14 protein-coding genes and 1 pseudogene are annotated in these 15,741 nt (G+C 70.5%); 10 read left to right on the top strand and 5 right to left on the bottom strand.

The window, feature by feature from the left end; translation table 11 throughout:
• The 5 genes and pseudogenes from ABNT58_RS17605 to ABNT58_RS17585 all read left to right on the top strand — a co-directional run.
• Positions 1–128 (top strand): annotated as a pseudogene (locus ABNT58_RS17605) (histidine utilization repressor); the annotation flags it as partial.
• Position 129: 1 nt separating this feature from the next.
• Positions 130–708: a HutD family protein gene (locus tag ABNT58_RS17600; RefSeq protein ID WP_348754744.1), complete on the top strand. Its 579-nt coding sequence runs from the start codon at positions 130–132 to the stop codon at positions 706–708.
• A 25-nt stretch (positions 709–733) separates the two neighbouring features.
• The gene (hutG, locus tag ABNT58_RS17595; protein ID WP_348754743.1) at positions 734–1,543 is read left to right on the top strand and encodes an N-formylglutamate deformylase; all 810 of its coding nucleotides are present in this window, start codon (positions 734–736) and stop codon (positions 1,541–1,543) included.
• Complete coding sequence (locus ABNT58_RS17590; protein WP_348754742.1) at positions 1,540–2,928, top strand: formimidoylglutamate deiminase; 1,389 nt, start codon at positions 1,540–1,542, stop codon at positions 2,926–2,928. Before hutG ends, ABNT58_RS17590 begins: the two co-directional genes overlap by 4 nt.
• Positions 2,929–2,962: 34 nt before the next feature.
• Entirely contained in the window at positions 2,963–3,523 is a 561-nt protein-coding gene (locus ABNT58_RS17585) for a YaeQ family protein (protein ID WP_348754741.1), read from the top strand.
• Between the two features lie 190 nt (positions 3,524–3,713).
• On the opposite strand, the gene ABNT58_RS17580 is transcribed toward ABNT58_RS17585, so the two are convergent.
• Both ABNT58_RS17580 and ABNT58_RS17575 read right to left on the bottom strand, forming a co-directional pair.
• Positions 3,714–4,139, bottom strand: coding sequence for a VOC family protein (locus tag ABNT58_RS17580; RefSeq protein WP_348754740.1), 426 nt, complete (start codon positions 4,137–4,139; stop codon positions 3,714–3,716).
• Positions 4,140–4,169: 30 nt separating this feature from the next.
• Positions 4,170–6,308 carry an EAL domain-containing protein gene (locus tag ABNT58_RS17575; RefSeq protein ID WP_348754739.1) on the bottom strand — a complete coding sequence of 713 codons (2,139 nt, stop codon included), beginning with the start codon at positions 6,306–6,308 and terminating at the stop codon, positions 4,170–4,172.
• 191 nt (positions 6,309–6,499) lie between these two features.
• Between ABNT58_RS17575 and ABNT58_RS17570 the strand changes: the two genes are divergently transcribed.
• A complete protein-coding gene (locus ABNT58_RS17570) occupies positions 6,500–8,635 on the top strand; it encodes a prolyl oligopeptidase family serine peptidase (protein ID WP_348754738.1) in 2,136 nt (711 codons plus the stop codon).
• Positions 8,632–8,919: a GNAT family N-acetyltransferase gene (locus tag ABNT58_RS17565; protein ID WP_348754737.1), complete on the top strand. Its 288-nt coding sequence runs from the start codon at positions 8,632–8,634 to the stop codon at positions 8,917–8,919. The genes ABNT58_RS17570 and ABNT58_RS17565 overlap by 4 nt, the downstream gene beginning before the upstream one ends.
• A gap of 16 nt (positions 8,920–8,935) precedes the next feature.
• Here the strand turns inward: ABNT58_RS17565 and ABNT58_RS17560 are convergent, their stop codons facing one another.
• On the bottom strand, positions 8,936–10,639 hold the full coding sequence (locus tag ABNT58_RS17560; RefSeq protein ID WP_348754736.1) for a long-chain fatty acid--CoA ligase: 1,704 nt from the start codon (positions 10,637–10,639) through the stop codon (positions 8,936–8,938).
• A gap of 114 nt (positions 10,640–10,753) precedes the next feature.
• On the opposite strand from ABNT58_RS17560, the gene ABNT58_RS17555 reads away from it, so the two are divergent.
• Positions 10,754–11,326, top strand: coding sequence for a hypothetical protein (locus ABNT58_RS17555; protein WP_348754735.1), 573 nt, complete (start codon positions 10,754–10,756; stop codon positions 11,324–11,326).
• On the opposite strand, the gene ABNT58_RS17550 is transcribed toward ABNT58_RS17555, so the two are convergent.
• A complete protein-coding gene (locus tag ABNT58_RS17550) occupies positions 11,259–12,146 on the bottom strand; it encodes an SDR family oxidoreductase (RefSeq protein WP_348754734.1) in 888 nt (295 codons plus the stop codon). The two genes, ABNT58_RS17555 and ABNT58_RS17550, sit on opposite strands and share 68 nt — an antisense overlap.
• A gap of 122 nt (positions 12,147–12,268) precedes the next feature.
• Between ABNT58_RS17550 and ABNT58_RS17545 the strand changes: the two genes are divergently transcribed.
• A complete protein-coding gene (locus ABNT58_RS17545; protein WP_348754733.1) occupies positions 12,269–13,330 on the top strand; it encodes a CDP-6-deoxy-delta-3,4-glucoseen reductase in 1,062 nt (353 codons plus the stop codon).
• Positions 13,331–13,336: 6 nt separating this feature from the next.
• On the opposite strand, the gene ABNT58_RS17540 is transcribed toward ABNT58_RS17545, so the two are convergent.
• Positions 13,337–14,278, bottom strand: coding sequence for a CsgG/HfaB family protein (locus ABNT58_RS17540; protein WP_348754732.1), 942 nt, complete (start codon positions 14,276–14,278; stop codon positions 13,337–13,339).
• A 199-nt stretch (positions 14,279–14,477) separates the two neighbouring features.
• On the opposite strand from ABNT58_RS17540, the gene ABNT58_RS17535 reads away from it, so the two are divergent.
• A complete protein-coding gene (locus ABNT58_RS17535; RefSeq protein ID WP_348754731.1) occupies positions 14,478–15,476 on the top strand; it encodes a tripartite tricarboxylate transporter substrate binding protein in 999 nt (332 codons plus the stop codon).
• Positions 15,477–15,741 lie beyond the last annotated feature (265 nt).

The following is a 15,741-nucleotide window of genomic DNA, read 5'->3' as shown; positions in this document are numbered from 1 at the left end:
GCATCCGCCGCGACGAAAGCTGCCTGGTCATCGTGCGCCGCACCGAAAGCCGCGGCACCGGCATCACGCTGGCGCGCCTGGTGCACCCGGGCAGCCGCTACGTGATCGAGGGCCACTTCCGGCCCTGACATGTCCATACAACTGATCGACCTCTTCCGCCAGCCGCCCGAGCCCTGGCGCAACGGCGGTGGTCACACCCGCGAGCTGCTGCGCCGGCCGGGCGCGCCGGGGGCCGACTGGGCGCTGCGCATCAGCGTGGCCGACATCGACCGCGATGGCGACTTCTCCGCCTTCCCGGGCGTGCAACGTTGGTTCGCAGTGCTGGAAGGCGCAGGGGTCGAGCTCACGCTGCCCGCCGGTCGCCAGCGCCTGACGGCCGCCAGCCCGCCGCTGGCCTTCGACGGCGCGGAAGCGCCCGGCTGCCGTCTGCTGGCCGGCCCCACGCGCGACCTCAACCTGATGGTGCAGCACGGCCGCGGCACGATGCGGCCGGTGCAGCCCGGCGTTGAATGGTCAGAACCTTTTGAAGCCCGCGGACTCTTCAGTCTGAGCGGCGGCCTGTGGCACCCGCGCGAAGGCAAGCCCGTGGTGGTGGCGCCCTTCACGCTGCTGTGGGCCGACGACGGCATGCCCTGCCGCTTCGACCCGGTGGACGCGCCGGCCGATGGCCGGCCCTGCGGCTACTGGCTCGGGCATGCGGCCTGCTGAATCTGCCGCGCCAACGGAACCTGCCATGAGCGAAGACACCTCCTACACCCTGCACCGCGGCCAGCGGCCGCTGCTGGTCAGCGTGCCGCACGCCGGCCGCGAGATCCCGCCCACGCTGGTCGATCGCTACCTGCCCCGCGCGCTGAACGTGGAAGACACCGACTGGCACCTCGACCAGCTCTACGACTTCGTGCGCGAGCTGGGCGCCAGCCTGCTGGTGCCGCGCTACAGCCGCTACGTGGTCGACCTGAACCGGCCGCCCGACAACCAGCCGATGTACCCGGGCGTCAACAACACCGAGCTGTGCCCCACCCGCTTTTTCACCGGCGACCCGCTGTACCGCGAAGGCCAGGCGCCCACGCCCGAAGAAGTGCAGCTGCGTGTGGGCCGCTACTGGCGCCCGTACCACGACGCGCTGGCCGCCGAGCTGCAGCGCCTGCGCGCCGAACACGGCCACGTGGTGCTGTTCGATGCCCACAGCATCAAGAGCGAGCTGCCCTGGCTGTTCGAGGGCACGTTGCCGGCCCTGAACCTGGGCACCGCCAATGGCACCGCCTGCGACCCCACGCTGCGTGATGCGCTGGGCGCGGTGATGGCCGCGCAAAGCGTGCACAGCCATGTGGTGGACGGCCGCTTCAAGGGCGGCCACATCACCCGCCACTACGGCCGGCCGGCGCAGCAGGTGCATGCGGTGCAGCTGGAGATGTGCTGGCGCTGCTACATGCAAGAGAGCACGCCCGCCGAGTGGGACGCGCTGCGCGCCGGCGAGATCACCCCGCTGCTGCGCCAGCTGGTGCAGACCATGCTGGACTGGCAGCCGCCCGCGCCCCGATGAACGCGCACACCACCGCCTGGTGGGCACCGCGTGCCTGGCTGCCCGGCGGCTGGGCCGAAGGCGTGCTGCTGCAGGCCGATGCCCGCGGCCACTGGTCGGCCATCACGCCCGGCGTGCCCACACCGCCCGAAGGCGCCCAATGCCTGAGCGGCCCGGTGCTGCCCGGCCTGGTCAACGCCCACAGCCACGCCTTCCAGCGCGCCTTCGCCGGCCTGGCCGAGCGGCGCGAGGCCGATGCCGACGACTTCTGGGGCTGGCGCGACCGCATGTACCAGGTGGCGCTGCGCATCACGCCCGCGCAGCTGCAGGCCATTGCCGCCCACCTGTACATCGAGCTGCTGCGCGGCGGCTACACGCAGGTGTGCGACTTCCATTACCTGCAGCACGACGAGCAGGGCCAGCCTTATGCCGACGACCCGCTGGCCATGAGCTGGGCGCTGGCCGATGCCGCCGCCACCGCCGGCATCGGCCTGACGGTGCTGCCCGTGCTGTACGAGCGTGCCGGCTTCACCCAGCCCACGCTGCGACCCGACCAGCGCCGCTTTGCCACCACCGCCGACAGCGTGTGGCAGGCCTGCCAGCGCATCGGCGCGGCCGGCCGGCCGCTGGTCAATGCCGGCGTCGCGCTGCATTCGCTGCGGGCGGCGGCGCCCGAGTCCATCCACCGGTTGAGGCAACTGACCGAAGGCTTTGCCGGCCCCATCCACATCCACGTGGCCGAACAGACGGCCGAAGTGGACGACTGCCTGCGCGCCACCGACCGGCGGCCCATCGAATGGCTGGCCGCACAAGGCCTGCTCGATGCCCGCTGGCAACTGGTGCATGCCACCCACACCGTGCCGGCCGAGATCGATGCGGTGGCCCGCAGCGGCGCCGCGGCCGTGATCTGCCCCAGCACCGAGGCCAACCTGGGCGACGGCTTGTGCGACCTGCCGCGCTGGCTGGCCAGCGGCGCGCCGCTGGCGCTGGGCTCCGACAGCCACGTCACCCGCGCCTGGCGCGAAGAGCTGCGGCTGCTGGAATACGGCCAGCGGCTGGCGCTGCGCCAGCGCAACGTCAGCGCCGCGCCGGCCGAAGGCCAGCCGGCCACCGCGCAGCGGCTGTGGCAGCGCATGCAGGCCGGCAGCGGCGCCGCGGCGGGCCTGGGCGCCTGGGGTCTGCAGCCGGGCGCCCGTGCCGACCTGCTGGTGGTGGACGAAGCCGATGCCGCACTGCGCGGCATACCGCCCGGCCACCTGCTGGATGCGCTGGTGTTCTCCAGCCCCGGCCGGCCCTGGCACAGCGTGATGGCGGCCGGCCAGTGGGTGGTGCAGGCCCATCGGCACCCGCAGGCCGAGGCGGTGGCCGACCGCTTTGCCGAGGTGATGGCACAGCTGTGGAGCTGAGAGCACCGCCGTGTGTGGCACAGTGGCGCCCCTCATGGCCATCAAGTCCACCATCTTCAAGGCGCAGCTGCAGATTGCCGACATGGACCGCGGCGTCTATGCCGACCATGCGCTGACGATCGCGCGCCACCCTTCCGAAACCGACGAACGCATGCTGATGCGCGTGCTGGCCTTTGCACTGCACGTGCCGGCCAGCGACGACAACGGCAAGCTGGAGCTGGCCAAGGGCATCTCCGACACCGACGAGCCCGACCTCTGGCAGCACGACCTCAGCGGCCAGCTGCTGCACTGGCTGGAAGTGGGCCAGCCCGACGACCGCCGCATGATCAGGGCCGCCGGCCGCGCCGACCGGGTGACGGTGATCGCCTATGCCGCCAGCACGCCCATCTGGTGGGCCGGCGTGCAGAACAAGGTGGCCCGCGCCGCCCGGCTGGCGGTGTGGCAGGTGCCCGCCGAACAAAGCCAGGCCCTGGCCACCCTCGCCCAGCGCACCATGCAGCTGCAGGTCACGGTGCAGGACGGTACCGTGTGGGTGAGCGACGGCCAGCAGTCCATCGAGGTGGAACCGCAGGTGCTCAAACCCGCTGCGGATTGAACGGACAGATGGTCCCGCGGCCGCCGCCCGGCCGCTCCGAAGGCGGCCGCGCAACCCGCCCGGCGGATAGCTTCACGTATCCGTGAAGCCGGGTGCCCCATCCCCCCCGGGCCCAGCGCCGGGCCGCTCCCAAGCGGGCCCGGACCCGCCCGGCGGGTGGCTTCAGGTACTCCTGAAGCCGGGTGCTCCATCAGTTGGCAAAGACCTGGCTGCGGTCTGCGAAGGCTTTGAATTCAAGCGCGTTGCCCGACGGGTCGAGGAAGAACATCGTGGCCTGTTCGCCCACCTCGCCCTGGAAGCGCACGTAGGGCTCGATCACGAACTTCACGCCGGCCGCGCGCAGGCGGTCGGCCAGCGCATGCCACTGCTCCAGCGTGAGGATGGCGCCAAAGTGGCGCACCGGCACGTCATGCCCATCGACCGGGCTGTGCTCGCGGTGGCCGCACTCTTGCGGGGCCAGGTGCGCCACGATCTGGTGACCGTAGAAGTCGAAATCGACCCAGGCATCTGAACTGCGGCCTTCGGGGCAGCCCAGCAATTCGCCGTAGAAGGCGCGGGCTTCGGCCAGGTCGCGCACGGGAAAGGCCAGGTGAAACAGCGGTTGGGGCGTGGTCATGGGGACTGCTCGGGTTCAGGTGAACCCACGTTACCCTGCATGACACATGCCTGCCGTATCCGCTTGCAGCAGCCGATGGCGGCGCCAGGCTTCGAAGGCCGCCAGGTCCATCGGCCGGCCGGTGTGGTAGCCCTGCACCAGGTCGCAGCCGGCGTGGCGCAGCGCCTGCAGCTCGGCGGCGCTTTCCACGCCTTCGCCGGTCACCTTCAGGCCCAGCCCGTGGCCCAGGTGCACGATGGACTTCAGCAGCTCGCGGCGGCGCGCATCGGCATGAACCTCGGTGACGAAGCTGCGGTCGATCTTCAACTCATGCATCGGCAGCCGCTGCAGATAGGCCAGCGACGAATGGCCTGTGCCGAAGTCGTCGATGGCCAGGCCCACCCCGGTGTCGCACAGCGCCTGCAGCACGGCCACCGGGTCTTCGCCGCTGGCCATCAGGCCGGTTTCGGTCAGCTCCAGCTGCAGCCGCGCCGGCGCCACGCCATGGCGGGCCAGCAAGGCCTGCACACGGCCGGGCAGGCCGCTGTCCTGCAGGTCGTGGGTGGAGATGTTGACCGCCAGCGTCAGCGGCAGGCCTTCGCGCTGCCAGCGCGCCAGCGTGCACACCGCCTGCGCCAGCATCCAGTCGGTCAGCGGGCCGATGCGGCCGGTGCGCTCGGCAAAGGGCACGAACTCACCGGGCGGCACCCAGCCGCGCTGCGGATGGCGCCAGCGCACCAGCGCTTCCGCGCCGCGCAGCGTGCCGTCCAGCGCCAGCTTGGGCTGCAGGTACTGATGCAGCTGGCCACCTTCGATGGCCTCAGCCAGCGCCGACAGCAGGCTGAGCTGCGACTGGCGCGCCGCCTCCAGCGAAAGCGCGTACACCGCACAGCCGATGTGCAGGCGCTTGGCCTCGAACAAGGCCTGCTCGGCATGGCGCAGCAGCGGCTCCAGTGCGCGCGCATCGGCGGGGTACATGGCCAGGCCGGTGGTCACCGACAGGTCCAGCGCCTCGCCCTGCCAGCGCACCTGGTGTTCCACCTCGCGCTTCATGGCCAGCGCCATCTCGCGGGCACTGTCGGTGTCCGCGCTGGGCACCAGCGCGGCGAAGGTGCCCCCGGCCACCCGGGCCAGCCGGCCTTCGGCGCCGATCACCGCCTGCAGCCGCAGGGCCGCATCGCAGATCACCGCGTCGCCAGCGTCGAAGCCCAGCAGCGCATTGATGGTCTTGAGCCGGTCGATGTCGAAGCACAGCAGCGCCGCCTGCCGGCCGCTGCGGTCGGCGGCTTCCAGCACCCGTTCGCCTTCGGCCAGAAAACGCGGCCGCTGGGCCAGGCCGGTCAGGCCATCGGTGTTGACCAGCCGGTGGATGCGCAGCTCGCGCTCGCCCACCGCATCAGCCAGGGTGTTCAGGGCCGCGGACACCCGGCCCACTTCATCCTGCGTGGTCACGTCCACACGGCCGCGGTAGTCCCCGGCGGCGATGCGTCGCGCCGCACGCTCGGCATGCTTGAGCGGCCGGGCGATGCCGCGCACCACCCGCAACGAGAACAGGGTACCCGCCGCCAGCGCCACCAGCACCAGGCCCAGCACCACGTTGCGGTCGCGCCGCAGCATGGCCTGGGTGTGCGCGGCGGCCTGGCCGGCGGCCTCTTCCTGCGCCAGGTTGAAGCGGTCGCGCGCGGCGGCCAGCAGCGCCAGCGTGTCCTGGGTGTCGTCGGCCAGCGTGGCGCGGGCGCGCTGCAGTTCGCCGGCCTCGAACCAGTCGAGCGTGTCGCGTGAGGCACGCAGGTATTCGGTCATGCGGGCGCGCACGGCCTCGAAGGCTTCTTGCTGCGGGCCGGGCGGCAGCAGCTTTTCCAGCGCCTCCACCGCCTGGCGCAGCTGGGCATTGGCCTGCAGGATGCCCGAGCGCACCTGCCGCGCGTCGCGCGGCGCATCGCTCAACAGGTGCAGCAACTGGCGGGCGGAGCTGTCGGCCTCACGCCCGATCTGCGCATTGAGCGCCACGATGCGCAGCTGCTCGCGCCCGCTGTCGGCCAGCTCCTGCGACGCGGAGTGCATGCGTGCCAGCGCAAAGCCGGCCAGCACCATCATGGCCAGCAGCAGCATGGCGAACGAAAAGACCAGCCGCACACCGATCCGGTGAACGAGCGGCAGGCGCGGCTCTGACGAATGGGGCGTGATCATGCTGCCCATATCGGCAGCACTTCGGGATACTTTTGCCGGATTTGCAGGTTGATACCACCCGCAGGGCCATGCGGCTGCCCGGCGCACCGCACGCAGCGCGGCCCCTATCATGGTCCGCTTCCCTTGTTGCCGGGCGCCGCCCGGTTGCACCCATGCGCCGCTGTTTTGCCGCCCTTTTGATCTGCATGAGCATGACGCACACCCAAGCCGCCCCCGCGGCCCCAGACGCCGCCGCGGCGGACGCCAACCTCTGGCTGGAAAACGTGCAGGGCGATGACGCCCTGGCCTGGGTACGCGCCCAGAATGCCGCCACCCGCGCCCAGCTGGAGACCGACCCGCGCTTCGTGCCGATGCGCGACAAGCTGCGCGAGATCCTCGACTCCAAGGCACGCATCCCGGTCGTCGCCCGCCGGGCCGATGCGCTCTACAACTTCTGGCGCGACGAGGCGCACCCGCGCGGCCTGTGGCGCCGCACCACGCTGGCCGAGTACCGCAAGGCCGAGCCCGCCTGGGAAACCGTGCTCGACCTGGATGCGCTGGCCGCGGCCGAGAAAGAGAACTGGGTGTGGTCGGGCGCCACCTGCCTGGGCCCGGACTACCGGCGCTGCCTGATCAGCCTGTCACGCGGCGGCGCCGACGCCACCGTGGTGCGTGAGTTCGACAGCGTGAGCAAGCAGTTCATCGAGGGCGGTTTCCACCTGCCCGAAGCCAAGTCGCGGCTCGACTGGGCCGACGAGAACACGCTGTACGTGGCCACCGATTTCGGCCCTGGCTCACTCACCGATTCAGGCTACCCGCGGGTGATCAAGCGCTGGCAGCGCGGCACGCCGCTGAGCGCAGCCACCACGGTGTTCGAAGGTGACAAGACCGACGTCTCGGTCGGCGTCTCGGTGGACCGCACACCCGGCTTCGAGCGCACGGTGTTCAGCCGCGCCACCGACTTCTACAACGCGCTGGAATTCCTGCTGGTGCGCGAGGCGGGCCAGGACAAGCTGCAGCCCATCTACAAGCCCACTGACGCCAGCCTCTCGTTCTGGAACGAGCGGGCGCTGCTGGAGCTGCGCAGCGACCTGACCGTGGGCGGCACCACCTGGCCGCGCGGCGCGCTGCTGGCCACCACCGCCGACGACATGCTGCGCCGCCCGCCGGCCGAGCGGCGCTACACGCCGCTGTTCGTGCCCACGCCCACACGCTCGCTGGCGGGCTATGCCATCACCCGCGACCGGCTGCTGCTGACCATCAGCGACAACGTGGCCAGCCGGCTGGAAGAGCTGACGCCCACCGCACAAGGCCCGTGGCAGCGCCGCCCCATCGACGCGCCCTTCCCCGGCACCCTGGGCGTGGCCACGCTGCACGATCCGCTGCTCAAGACCGACCCGCTGGCCGAGGACTACCTGCTGACGGCGGTGGACTTCCTCTCGCCCGAAACCCTGTCGCTGGGCCGCACCGGCACCGATGCGCGCGAGGTGCTCAAGGCTTCGCCCCGCTTTTTCGATGCGCAAGGCATGCGGGTGGAGCAGCGCTTTGCCACCAGCACGGACGTCACCCGCGTGCCCTACTTCATCGTGTGGCCGCGTGGCGCGAAGGAAGACGGCAACAACCCCACGCTGCTGTACGGCTACGGCGGCTTCGAGATCGCACTGCAGCCCTGGTATGCGGCCGCCAGCGGCAACGTGTGGGGCGCGCATGGCGGTGTGTTCGTGGTGGCCAACATCCGTGGCGGCGGCGAATTCGGCCCCGGCTGGCACCAGGCCGCCATCAAGGCCAACAAGCAAAAGAGCTACGACGACTTCATCGCCGTGGCCGAGGACCTGGTGGCCCGCAAGGTCACGCGGCCGCGGCGCCTGGGCATCCAGGGCGGCAGCAACGGCGGCCTGCTGATGGGCGCGGTGATGCTGCAGCGGCCCGACTTGTTCAATGCGGTGCTGTGCCAGGTGCCGCTGCTGGACATGAAGCGCTTTCACCTGCTGCTGGCCGGCGCCAGCTGGATGGGCGAGTACGGCAACCCGGACGATCCGGCCGACTGGGCGGTGATCTCGCGCTACAGCCCCTACCAGGTGCTGCAGCAGCTGCCCAAGGGCACGCCGCTGCCGCCGGTGCTGTTCACCACCAGCACGCGCGACGACCGGGTGCACCCGGGCCATGCGCGCAAGATGGCGGCGCGGATGATGGCCCAGGGCTATTCGCCGCTGTACTACGAAAACATCGAAGGCGGCCACGGTGGCGCAGCCGACAACGCGCAGCGCGCCGACATGATGGCGCTGGGCTATGTGTTCCTGTGGCAGCGGCTGGGCGATGAACGCGCAGCCATGAAGGAAGTGAAATGACCGAACGCACCCCGGTGACGGTGACCCACGATGCGGCCGCCGGCCGCTTCGAAGCCACGGTGGAAGGCCAGCGCTGCGAGCTGGACTACGTGCTGCGCAACGGCGTGGCGGTGATGCACCACACCGGCGTGCCCCGCGCGCTGGAAGGCCGCGGCATCGCCGGGCAGCTGGTACAGGCGGCGATGGCGCATGCGCGCCAGGCCGGCTGGAAGGTGCAGCCCAGCTGCAGCTATGTGGCGGCGTGGATGCGCCGGCATCCCGAGTCCCAAGACTTGTTGAGTTAGCCCCCGGGGCCCCGGATCAGGCCTTCTGCGGCTCCTGGTCCTGCAGCAGCCGCCACATCACCTTGCCCGAGCCGCTCTTGGGCAGGGCCTCGACGAACTCCACCACGCGCGGCACCTTGTAGGCGGCCATGTGTTCACGCGCCCAGTCGATGATGTCCTGCTCACGCGTGTGGCCGCGCGCTTCCGCACGCAGCACCACCACGGCCTTGACGCTTTCGCCGCGGTAGGCGTCCTTGGTGCTGATGACGCAGGCCTCCTGCACCGCCGGGCACTTGAACAGCAGCAGCTCCACCTCGCTGGGCCACACCTTGTAGCCGCTGGCGTTGATCATCCGCTTGAGCCGGTCGGTGATGAAGAAGTAGCCTTCTTCGTCCATGCGACCCAGGTCGCCGGTGCGGAAGAACGGCTTGCCGTCGATCTCGATGAAGGCGCGCGCGGTGGCGTCGGGGTGCTTCCAGTAGCCCTTGAACACCATCGGCCCGTGGGTCACGATTTCACCCACCTCGCCCACCGGCACTTCCTTCAGCGTGTCGGGGTCGATCACCCGGCTGTCGGTGCCGAACAGCGGAATGCCCAGGCACTGCAGCTTGGCCCGCTCGGGGGGGTTGGCATGGGTGGGCGCGGCGGTTTCGGTCAGGCCATAGCCCTCGGCAAAGGTCAGGCCGAATTCGTTCTTCAGCCGCTCGGCCACCGCCGCCGGCATGGCCGCACCACCCCCCGACAGGTAGAACAGGCTGGTGAGGTCGAAGCTGCGGTAGTTGGGGCTGCCGAACAGGTCGATGATCATCGTGGGGATGCAGGTCCAGTGCGTCACCCGGTAGCGCGAGATCAGCCGGCCGGCCAGCTCGCGGTCCCAGCGCGGCATGATGACCACGGTGCTGGCGGTGTAGATGGGGCTCAGCACCCCGTACAGCATGCCGGTGATGTGGAAGAAGGGCACCACGCCCAGGCTCACCGTCTCGGGGCTGGCATAGCCCCACACCGAGCCGCCCACGATGTTGGGCATCAGCGTCATGTGGGTGTGCAGGCAGCCCTTGGGCAGGCCGGTGGTGCCCGAGGTATAGGGCAGCAGCACCAGGTCGTCGGGCTCGGCGGTGTGCGGGCCGGGCACATGGCCTTCGGCCAGCGCTGCCGGCCAGCGCTCATGACCGGGCAGCGCCGGGTGCTCGGCCGTCAGCCACTGCTGCAGCGGGGCCGAAGGCGCCTCGTCGGCCGGTATGCCGCCTTCGGGCATCGCATCGGCAAAGCGGGTGACCAGCACATGGCGCAGGCGCTGCGCCTCGGGCAGGGCCTGGTTGGCCTGCTCGACGATGCCGGCCAAGTCGGCGGTGGTGATCACCACCCGCGCGTCGGGGTCGGTGATGTAGTGGCCGAACTCGTCGGCGCGGTTCATCGGGTTCACCGGCACCACCACCGCATTGGCCCGCACCACCGCATAGAAGGCCACGATGAACTGCGGGCAGTTCTGCATGTACAGCAGCACCCGGTCGCCCTTGGCCACGCCACGGCTTTGCAGCCAGCCGGCCAGCGCCTCGGCCCGCTGGTGCAGCTGGCCGAAGGTCATCGGCTGGCCCAGGAACAGGTAGGCCGGCTTGTCGGCAAAACGGCGCGCCGCCACCTCCAGGTTGAACCACAGCGACGTGCGCGGAACGGCCAGTTCACGCGGCAGGCGGCGCGGCCAGATGGCGTGGTGCGGTCGAACGGCAGCGGTCTCGGTCATCGGGGCGGCTCCTTGTGTGGGCAGGCCTCGGGGTTTACCGCAGCGGGCCGGGCGGGTCATCGGCTCTTTCCCTGCGTGCCTTGTCGCGCTGGTTACACGGCCCTATGCTCGGGCATGACCGCGACCGAAACCCTTGCCGATGCACCGTGCGTGCTGGACATGGAAGCCTCCGGCTTCGGCCGCCACAGCTACCCGGTGGAAGTGGGCGTGGCCCTGCCCGATGGGCGCGCGCTGTGCACGCTGATCCGCCCGCAACCCGAATGGACGCACTGGGACGACAGCGCGCAAAGCCTGCACGGCATCTCGCGCGAGACGGCGCTGCTGCACGGCCGCAGCGCCCGCGCGGTGGCCGAGCTGCTCAACCGCGAACTGGCCGGCCGCACCGTCTACACCGACGCCTGGGCCCACGACTACACCTGGCTGGCCACGCTGTTCGAGGCCGCCGGCCTGCGCCCGGCCTTCAAGCTGGAACATGTGCGCACGCTGCTGGACGAGGCGCAGACCAACTCCTTCGACGAAGCGCTGCGCAGCGTGGCCGACGAACTGCGCGTGACACGCCACCGCGCCAGCAACGACGCGCGCATGCTGCAGCTGGCCGTGGTGCGGCTGCAGCGCGGGCTCAGCGCATCGGCGCCAGGCCTTGTTCCACCGTCGGGTGGCGCAGCCGCAGGCGCAGCTCGGTCTTGAGCCGCCGGTTGTCCAGCCGGCGCGATTCGGACAAGAAGCTCATCTGCATCGGTGACAGCACCTGGATGGCCTGCTCGCGCGTCATCCGCGGCGGCCGCGGCAGGCCGTGCAGTTCTGCCACGCGGTCGAAGTAGTCGCCCATCTTCAGCTCGGTGTCGTCGCTGGCGTGGTACACGCGCTGCGGCGCGCCGCGCAGCAGCGCCGCCACGCAGGCCCGCGCCAGGTCGTCGGCCTGGATGTGGTTGGTGTACACGTCGTCGGCCGCCGCCAGCACCGGGGTGCCGCGCCGCACCCGCTCGCGCGGGTCGCCGCCGGGCCGGTCGAGCGCATAGATGCCCGGCACGCGCAGCACGCTGACGGTGGCGCCGGTGGCGCGGCCGAAGGCGCGCACCTGGCGCTCGGCGTCCACCCGGCGGCGGCCGCGGGCCGTGGCGGGTTGCGGCGCGCGGGTTTCATCGAAACGGGCGCCGCCGGCATCGCCGTACACGCCGCTGGTGCTCATGTACACCAGCCGCTTCGTGCAGCCGCCGCGCGCCAGCGCGGCCAGCAGGTGCGCGGTGCGGCGGTCGGTCTCGCCCTCGTTGGCCGGCGGGGCCAGGTGCAGCAGCCGTGGCGCCAGCGCGGCGATGCGACGCAGGCTGGCGGCGTCGTCCAGGTTGCCCAGCACCGGCACGGCGCCGGCCGCCCGCAGCTCGGCGCAGCGCGCCGCCTGCGAGGTGAGCGCCGCGATGCGCCAGCGGCCGGCCAGCAGCCGCAGCACGCGCAGGCCCACGTCGCCGCAACCGACGATCAGCAGTTCAGGACGACGGGCTGGGTGCACGACAACTCCATGGGATGAGGCGGGTCAGGGGCGCTGTGCCGGCCGGCCTGCGGCACGGGGCCGGGGCACAATCCGCCCTGCGCCCGTCATCGGCCGCGCCCTTCTTGCCTTCTCATTCCATCATGACTTTTTCCATCACCGTGCAGCCGGCCGGCGTGTCCTTCGACGTGCCGCGTGACGACACCATCCTGGCCGCCGCCATCAGCGCCGGCATCGGCCTGCCCTATGGCTGCAAGGACGGCGCCTGCGGCTCCTGCAAGAGCCGGCTGGTGGAAGGCCGGGTGATCCACGGCGCCCACCAGAGCAAGGCCTTGTCGCCCGCCGAGGAAGAAGACGGCCTGATCCTGACCTGCTGCGCCACGCCGCAGACCGACTGCGTGATCGAGGCGCGCACCGTGCCCGGCGCCGGCGAATACCCGGTGCTGAAGATGCCCGCCCGCGTCAGCAGCCTGCAGAAGGTGGCGCCCGACGTGATGCTGATGCGGCTGCAGCTGCCGGCCAATGTGGCCTTCCAGTACCACGCCGGCCAGTACGTGGAGTTCATCCTGCGCGACGGCTCGCGCCGCAGCTACAGCATGGCCAATGCGCCGCTGACGCCGCCGCCCACCACCGGCGACGCACCGCCGCCGGCCGGCAGCATCGAGCTGCACCTGCGCCACCTGCCCGGCGGCAAGTTCACCGACCATGTGTTCGGTGCGATGAAGGAACGCGAGATCCTGCGCGTCGAAGGCCCCTTCGGCAGCTTCTTCCTGCGCGAAGACAGCGAAAAGCCGATGGTGCTGCTGGCCTCGGGCACCGGCTTCGCGCCCATCAAGGCCATCATCGAGTTGATGCGGGCCAAGGGCATCCAGCGCCAGGTGAAGCTGTACTGGGGCTGCCGCAGCCGCGCCGACCTGTACCTGCACGACTGGGCCGAACAAGCTGCCGCCGAGCTGCCCCAGCTGCAGTACATCCCGGTGCTCAGCGATGCCAGGCCCGAAGACGGCTGGACCGGCCGCACGGGCTTCGTGCACCAGGCGGTGATGGCCGACCTGCCCGACCTTTCAGGTTGGCAGGTGTATGCCTGCGGCGCGCCGGTGATGGTGGAGTCGGCGCAGCGCGACCTGGTGGCCCGGTGCCGGCTGCCCGAAGAAGAGTTCTACGCCGACGCCTTCACCAGCGAAGCCGACAAGCACGGCGGCTGATGCCGCTCACTTGCTGGCCGGCGTGGTGGTCTTCTTGACCGGCGCCGGCTTGCGGGTGCTGGCGGGCGCGGCCTTGGCGTCCACCTCCTGCGAAGCGGCGGTGCTGCCGCCCTGCACGCCCAGGGTGCCACCGGTGCCCAGCCCGCCCTTGACGGTTTGCGCCTGGTAGTTGCGCACCGCCTTCACCAGCTGGTTGTACGAGTCGGCGAAGGCCGCGATGATGATCTTGCCCTCGGGCGAATTGGCATAGCCGCTGGCGCCGCCGCCGAGTGCGCCGCCGAACAGGCCGCCCATCATGTTGAAGTCGGTGTTCTTGGCCGTGCCCTCGGCCGCGGCCAGCTGCACGCCCGAGCGGTTGTCGATCATGATCAGCGTGGTGGCCGCCTCGTTGGTCTTGAGGCCACCGGCCACCGCACCCAAAATGCCCAGCCCGCCGCTGAAGCCGCCCAGCGCACCGCCCATGCCGCCGGTGTTCTGACTGAACTGGATGCTGGGGCTCATCGTGTAGTCGGCCGCCACCATCTGGCCCTTGCCGAAGTTGCTGTTGCCGCGCATCTCGCCGGTGTCGCGCAACGCGCGCTCGGTGTTCATGTTGTTCATCGCGGCGCCACGCTCCACCACCACGAAGCAATTGCTCTGCTGGATCATCATGCGGATGACGGGCACGGTGGAGCCCAGCTTGTAGTTGCGCAGGTACTGGTACCAGGTGGCGTTCTGGTCTTCCACCACCGCCAGCGTGCCCAGCGACTGGTCGCATTTCTCGAGCGTGCTGTTGGCATTGGCGGTGGTGGCGCCGCCGGCCGCACCGGTGACGGCCGACTTGGAGCCGCCGCCCACTTCCGGCTGGGTGGACACGCAGCCGGCCAGCAGCAGCGTGGCGCACGCCGACAGCAGCAGCACGCGGCCGGCAGGCGCCAGGGTTCGTTGGGGCGGGGGGGTGGTCTTCATGCGAGTACTCCTCGGTATGCGCCGTCGAGCGGCTGAATTTGCAAAGAATTGTGTGTGGCTCCCTGCGCGCGAACTATCCCGCTCATTGCGGTGATAAAGCACAACCGGGTTCATGCTTTGGAGGGGATTGACAGACCCTGCCCGGGTGCTGCACCGCCGCTGCTTCTGCGGCCGTGCAGGTGGGTTAGGCTTCGGCACGATGAAACGCCGTACCTCCCTCAAGCTCTTGAGCGCCCTCGCGGGCACCGCCGGCCTGGCCGGCGCACCGGCCGTGCTGGCCCAGTCGAACCAGGTGATTCGCCTGGTGGTGCCCTACCCGCCCGGCGGCCCGCTGGACGTGATTGCCCGCGCGCTGGCGCAGGCGGTGCACGGCTCGCTGGGGCAGGTGATCGTGGACAACCGCCCCGGCGCCGGCGGCAACCTGGGCGCCGACCAGGTGGCCAAGGCCGCCCCCGATGGCCGCACCATCGGCATCGGCGCGGTGGCCACGCATGCCATCAATCCGTGGCTGTACCGCAAGATGCCGTACGACCCGATCCGCGACTTCACGCCCATCACGCTGGTGGCCCAGGTGCCCAACGTGCTGGTGATGAATGCCGAGACCGCAGCCAGGCTGAAGATCCAGAACCTGAGCGACCTGATCGGCTATGCCAAGCGCAACCCTGGCAAGCTCAACTATGGCTCGGGTGGCAACGGCAGCGCCGGCCACCTGGCGGGCGAGATGTTCAAGTCGCAAGCGGGGCTGTTCATGGTCCACATCCCTTATGCGGGCGGCAACCCGGCGCAGCTGGCGCTGCTGTCGGGCGAGGTGGACCTGAACTTCGACAACCTGGCCACCGCGTCCACCAACATCCGCGCCGGCAAGCTGAAGGCGCTGGCGGTGACCACGGCCAAGCGCGCCAGCGCGATGCCCGAGGTGCCGACCGTGGCCGAAGAAGGCCGCGAACTGGGCCTGGCCCGCTTCGACATCAACACCTGGTTCGGCCTCTTCGGCCCCGCCGGGCTGCCGGCCGACGTGCTGCAGCGCATGAACCGCGCCTTCATCGATGCAATGGGCCAGCCCGAGGTCAAGGCCCGCCTGGCGGCGCTGATGGCCGAAGCCTCACCCACCACGCCGCCGCAGTTCGCGGCCTTTGTGAAGGCCGAGCTGACGAAGTACGAGAAGGTGGTGAAGGCTTCTGGGGCTACGGTGGATTGAGCGGCTTTGCCGGCGGACGCCTTGGTCGTGACGCTGTAGGTGCTGTTCTTGTTCGACCGCGATGCGGTGGTGCATGGGCCGTCTGTTCTGTTTTTGTTCGGCCGCCGTGCGGTGGGCGGGGGGCGGCGGGGCTCATGCTGGGGCGGTCGACCCTGCGGGCCGACTGCGCTGCGGTGCTCGCGTCGAGGTCGCGCGGCGGAACTCGCTACGTTCGCTGACGCTCACTGCGCTCGAACAACCACCGCGAGTCAGTTCACGAAGCGCG

This window comes from uncultured Aquincola sp. (genome assembly GCF_964001545.1).
Taxonomy (GTDB): domain Bacteria; phylum Pseudomonadota; class Gammaproteobacteria; order Burkholderiales; family Burkholderiaceae_C; genus Aquincola.
The sequence above is the reverse complement of the archived record's forward strand: the minus strand, read 5'-3'. Positions and strand labels throughout refer to the sequence as shown.

Excerpts from the sequence above, each read along its gene's own strand:
- ABNT58_RS17585 (WP_348754741.1), top strand. The coding sequence starts at position 2,963 with ATGGCCATCAAGTCCACCATCTTCAAGGCGCAGCTGCAGATTGCCGAC.
- ABNT58_RS17560 (WP_348754736.1), bottom strand. The coding sequence starts at position 10,639 with ATGACCGAGACCGCTGCCGTTCGACCGCACCACGCCATCTGGCCGCGC.
- ABNT58_RS17600 (WP_348754744.1), top strand. The coding sequence starts at position 130 with ATGTCCATACAACTGATCGACCTCTTCCGCCAGCCGCCCGAGCCCTGG.
- hutG (WP_348754743.1), top strand. The coding sequence starts at position 734 with ATGAGCGAAGACACCTCCTACACCCTGCACCGCGGCCAGCGGCCGCTG.
- ABNT58_RS17570 (WP_348754738.1), top strand. The coding sequence starts at position 6,500 with ATGACGCACACCCAAGCCGCCCCCGCGGCCCCAGACGCCGCCGCGGCG.
- ABNT58_RS17535 (WP_348754731.1), top strand. The coding sequence starts at position 14,478 with ATGAAACGCCGTACCTCCCTCAAGCTCTTGAGCGCCCTCGCGGGCACC.
- ABNT58_RS17555 (WP_348754735.1), top strand. The coding sequence starts at position 10,754 with ATGACCGCGACCGAAACCCTTGCCGATGCACCGTGCGTGCTGGACATG.
- ABNT58_RS17590 (WP_348754742.1), top strand. The coding sequence starts at position 1,540 with ATGAACGCGCACACCACCGCCTGGTGGGCACCGCGTGCCTGGCTGCCC.
- ABNT58_RS17545 (WP_348754733.1), top strand. The coding sequence starts at position 12,269 with ATGACTTTTTCCATCACCGTGCAGCCGGCCGGCGTGTCCTTCGACGTG.
- ABNT58_RS17540 (WP_348754732.1), bottom strand. The coding sequence starts at position 14,278 with ATGAAGACCACCCCCCCGCCCCAACGAACCCTGGCGCCTGCCGGCCGC.
- ABNT58_RS17565 (WP_348754737.1), top strand. The coding sequence starts at position 8,632 with ATGACCGAACGCACCCCGGTGACGGTGACCCACGATGCGGCCGCCGGC.
- ABNT58_RS17575 (WP_348754739.1), bottom strand. The coding sequence starts at position 6,308 with ATGATCACGCCCCATTCGTCAGAGCCGCGCCTGCCGCTCGTTCACCGG.
- ABNT58_RS17580 (WP_348754740.1), bottom strand. The coding sequence starts at position 4,139 with ATGACCACGCCCCAACCGCTGTTTCACCTGGCCTTTCCCGTGCGCGAC.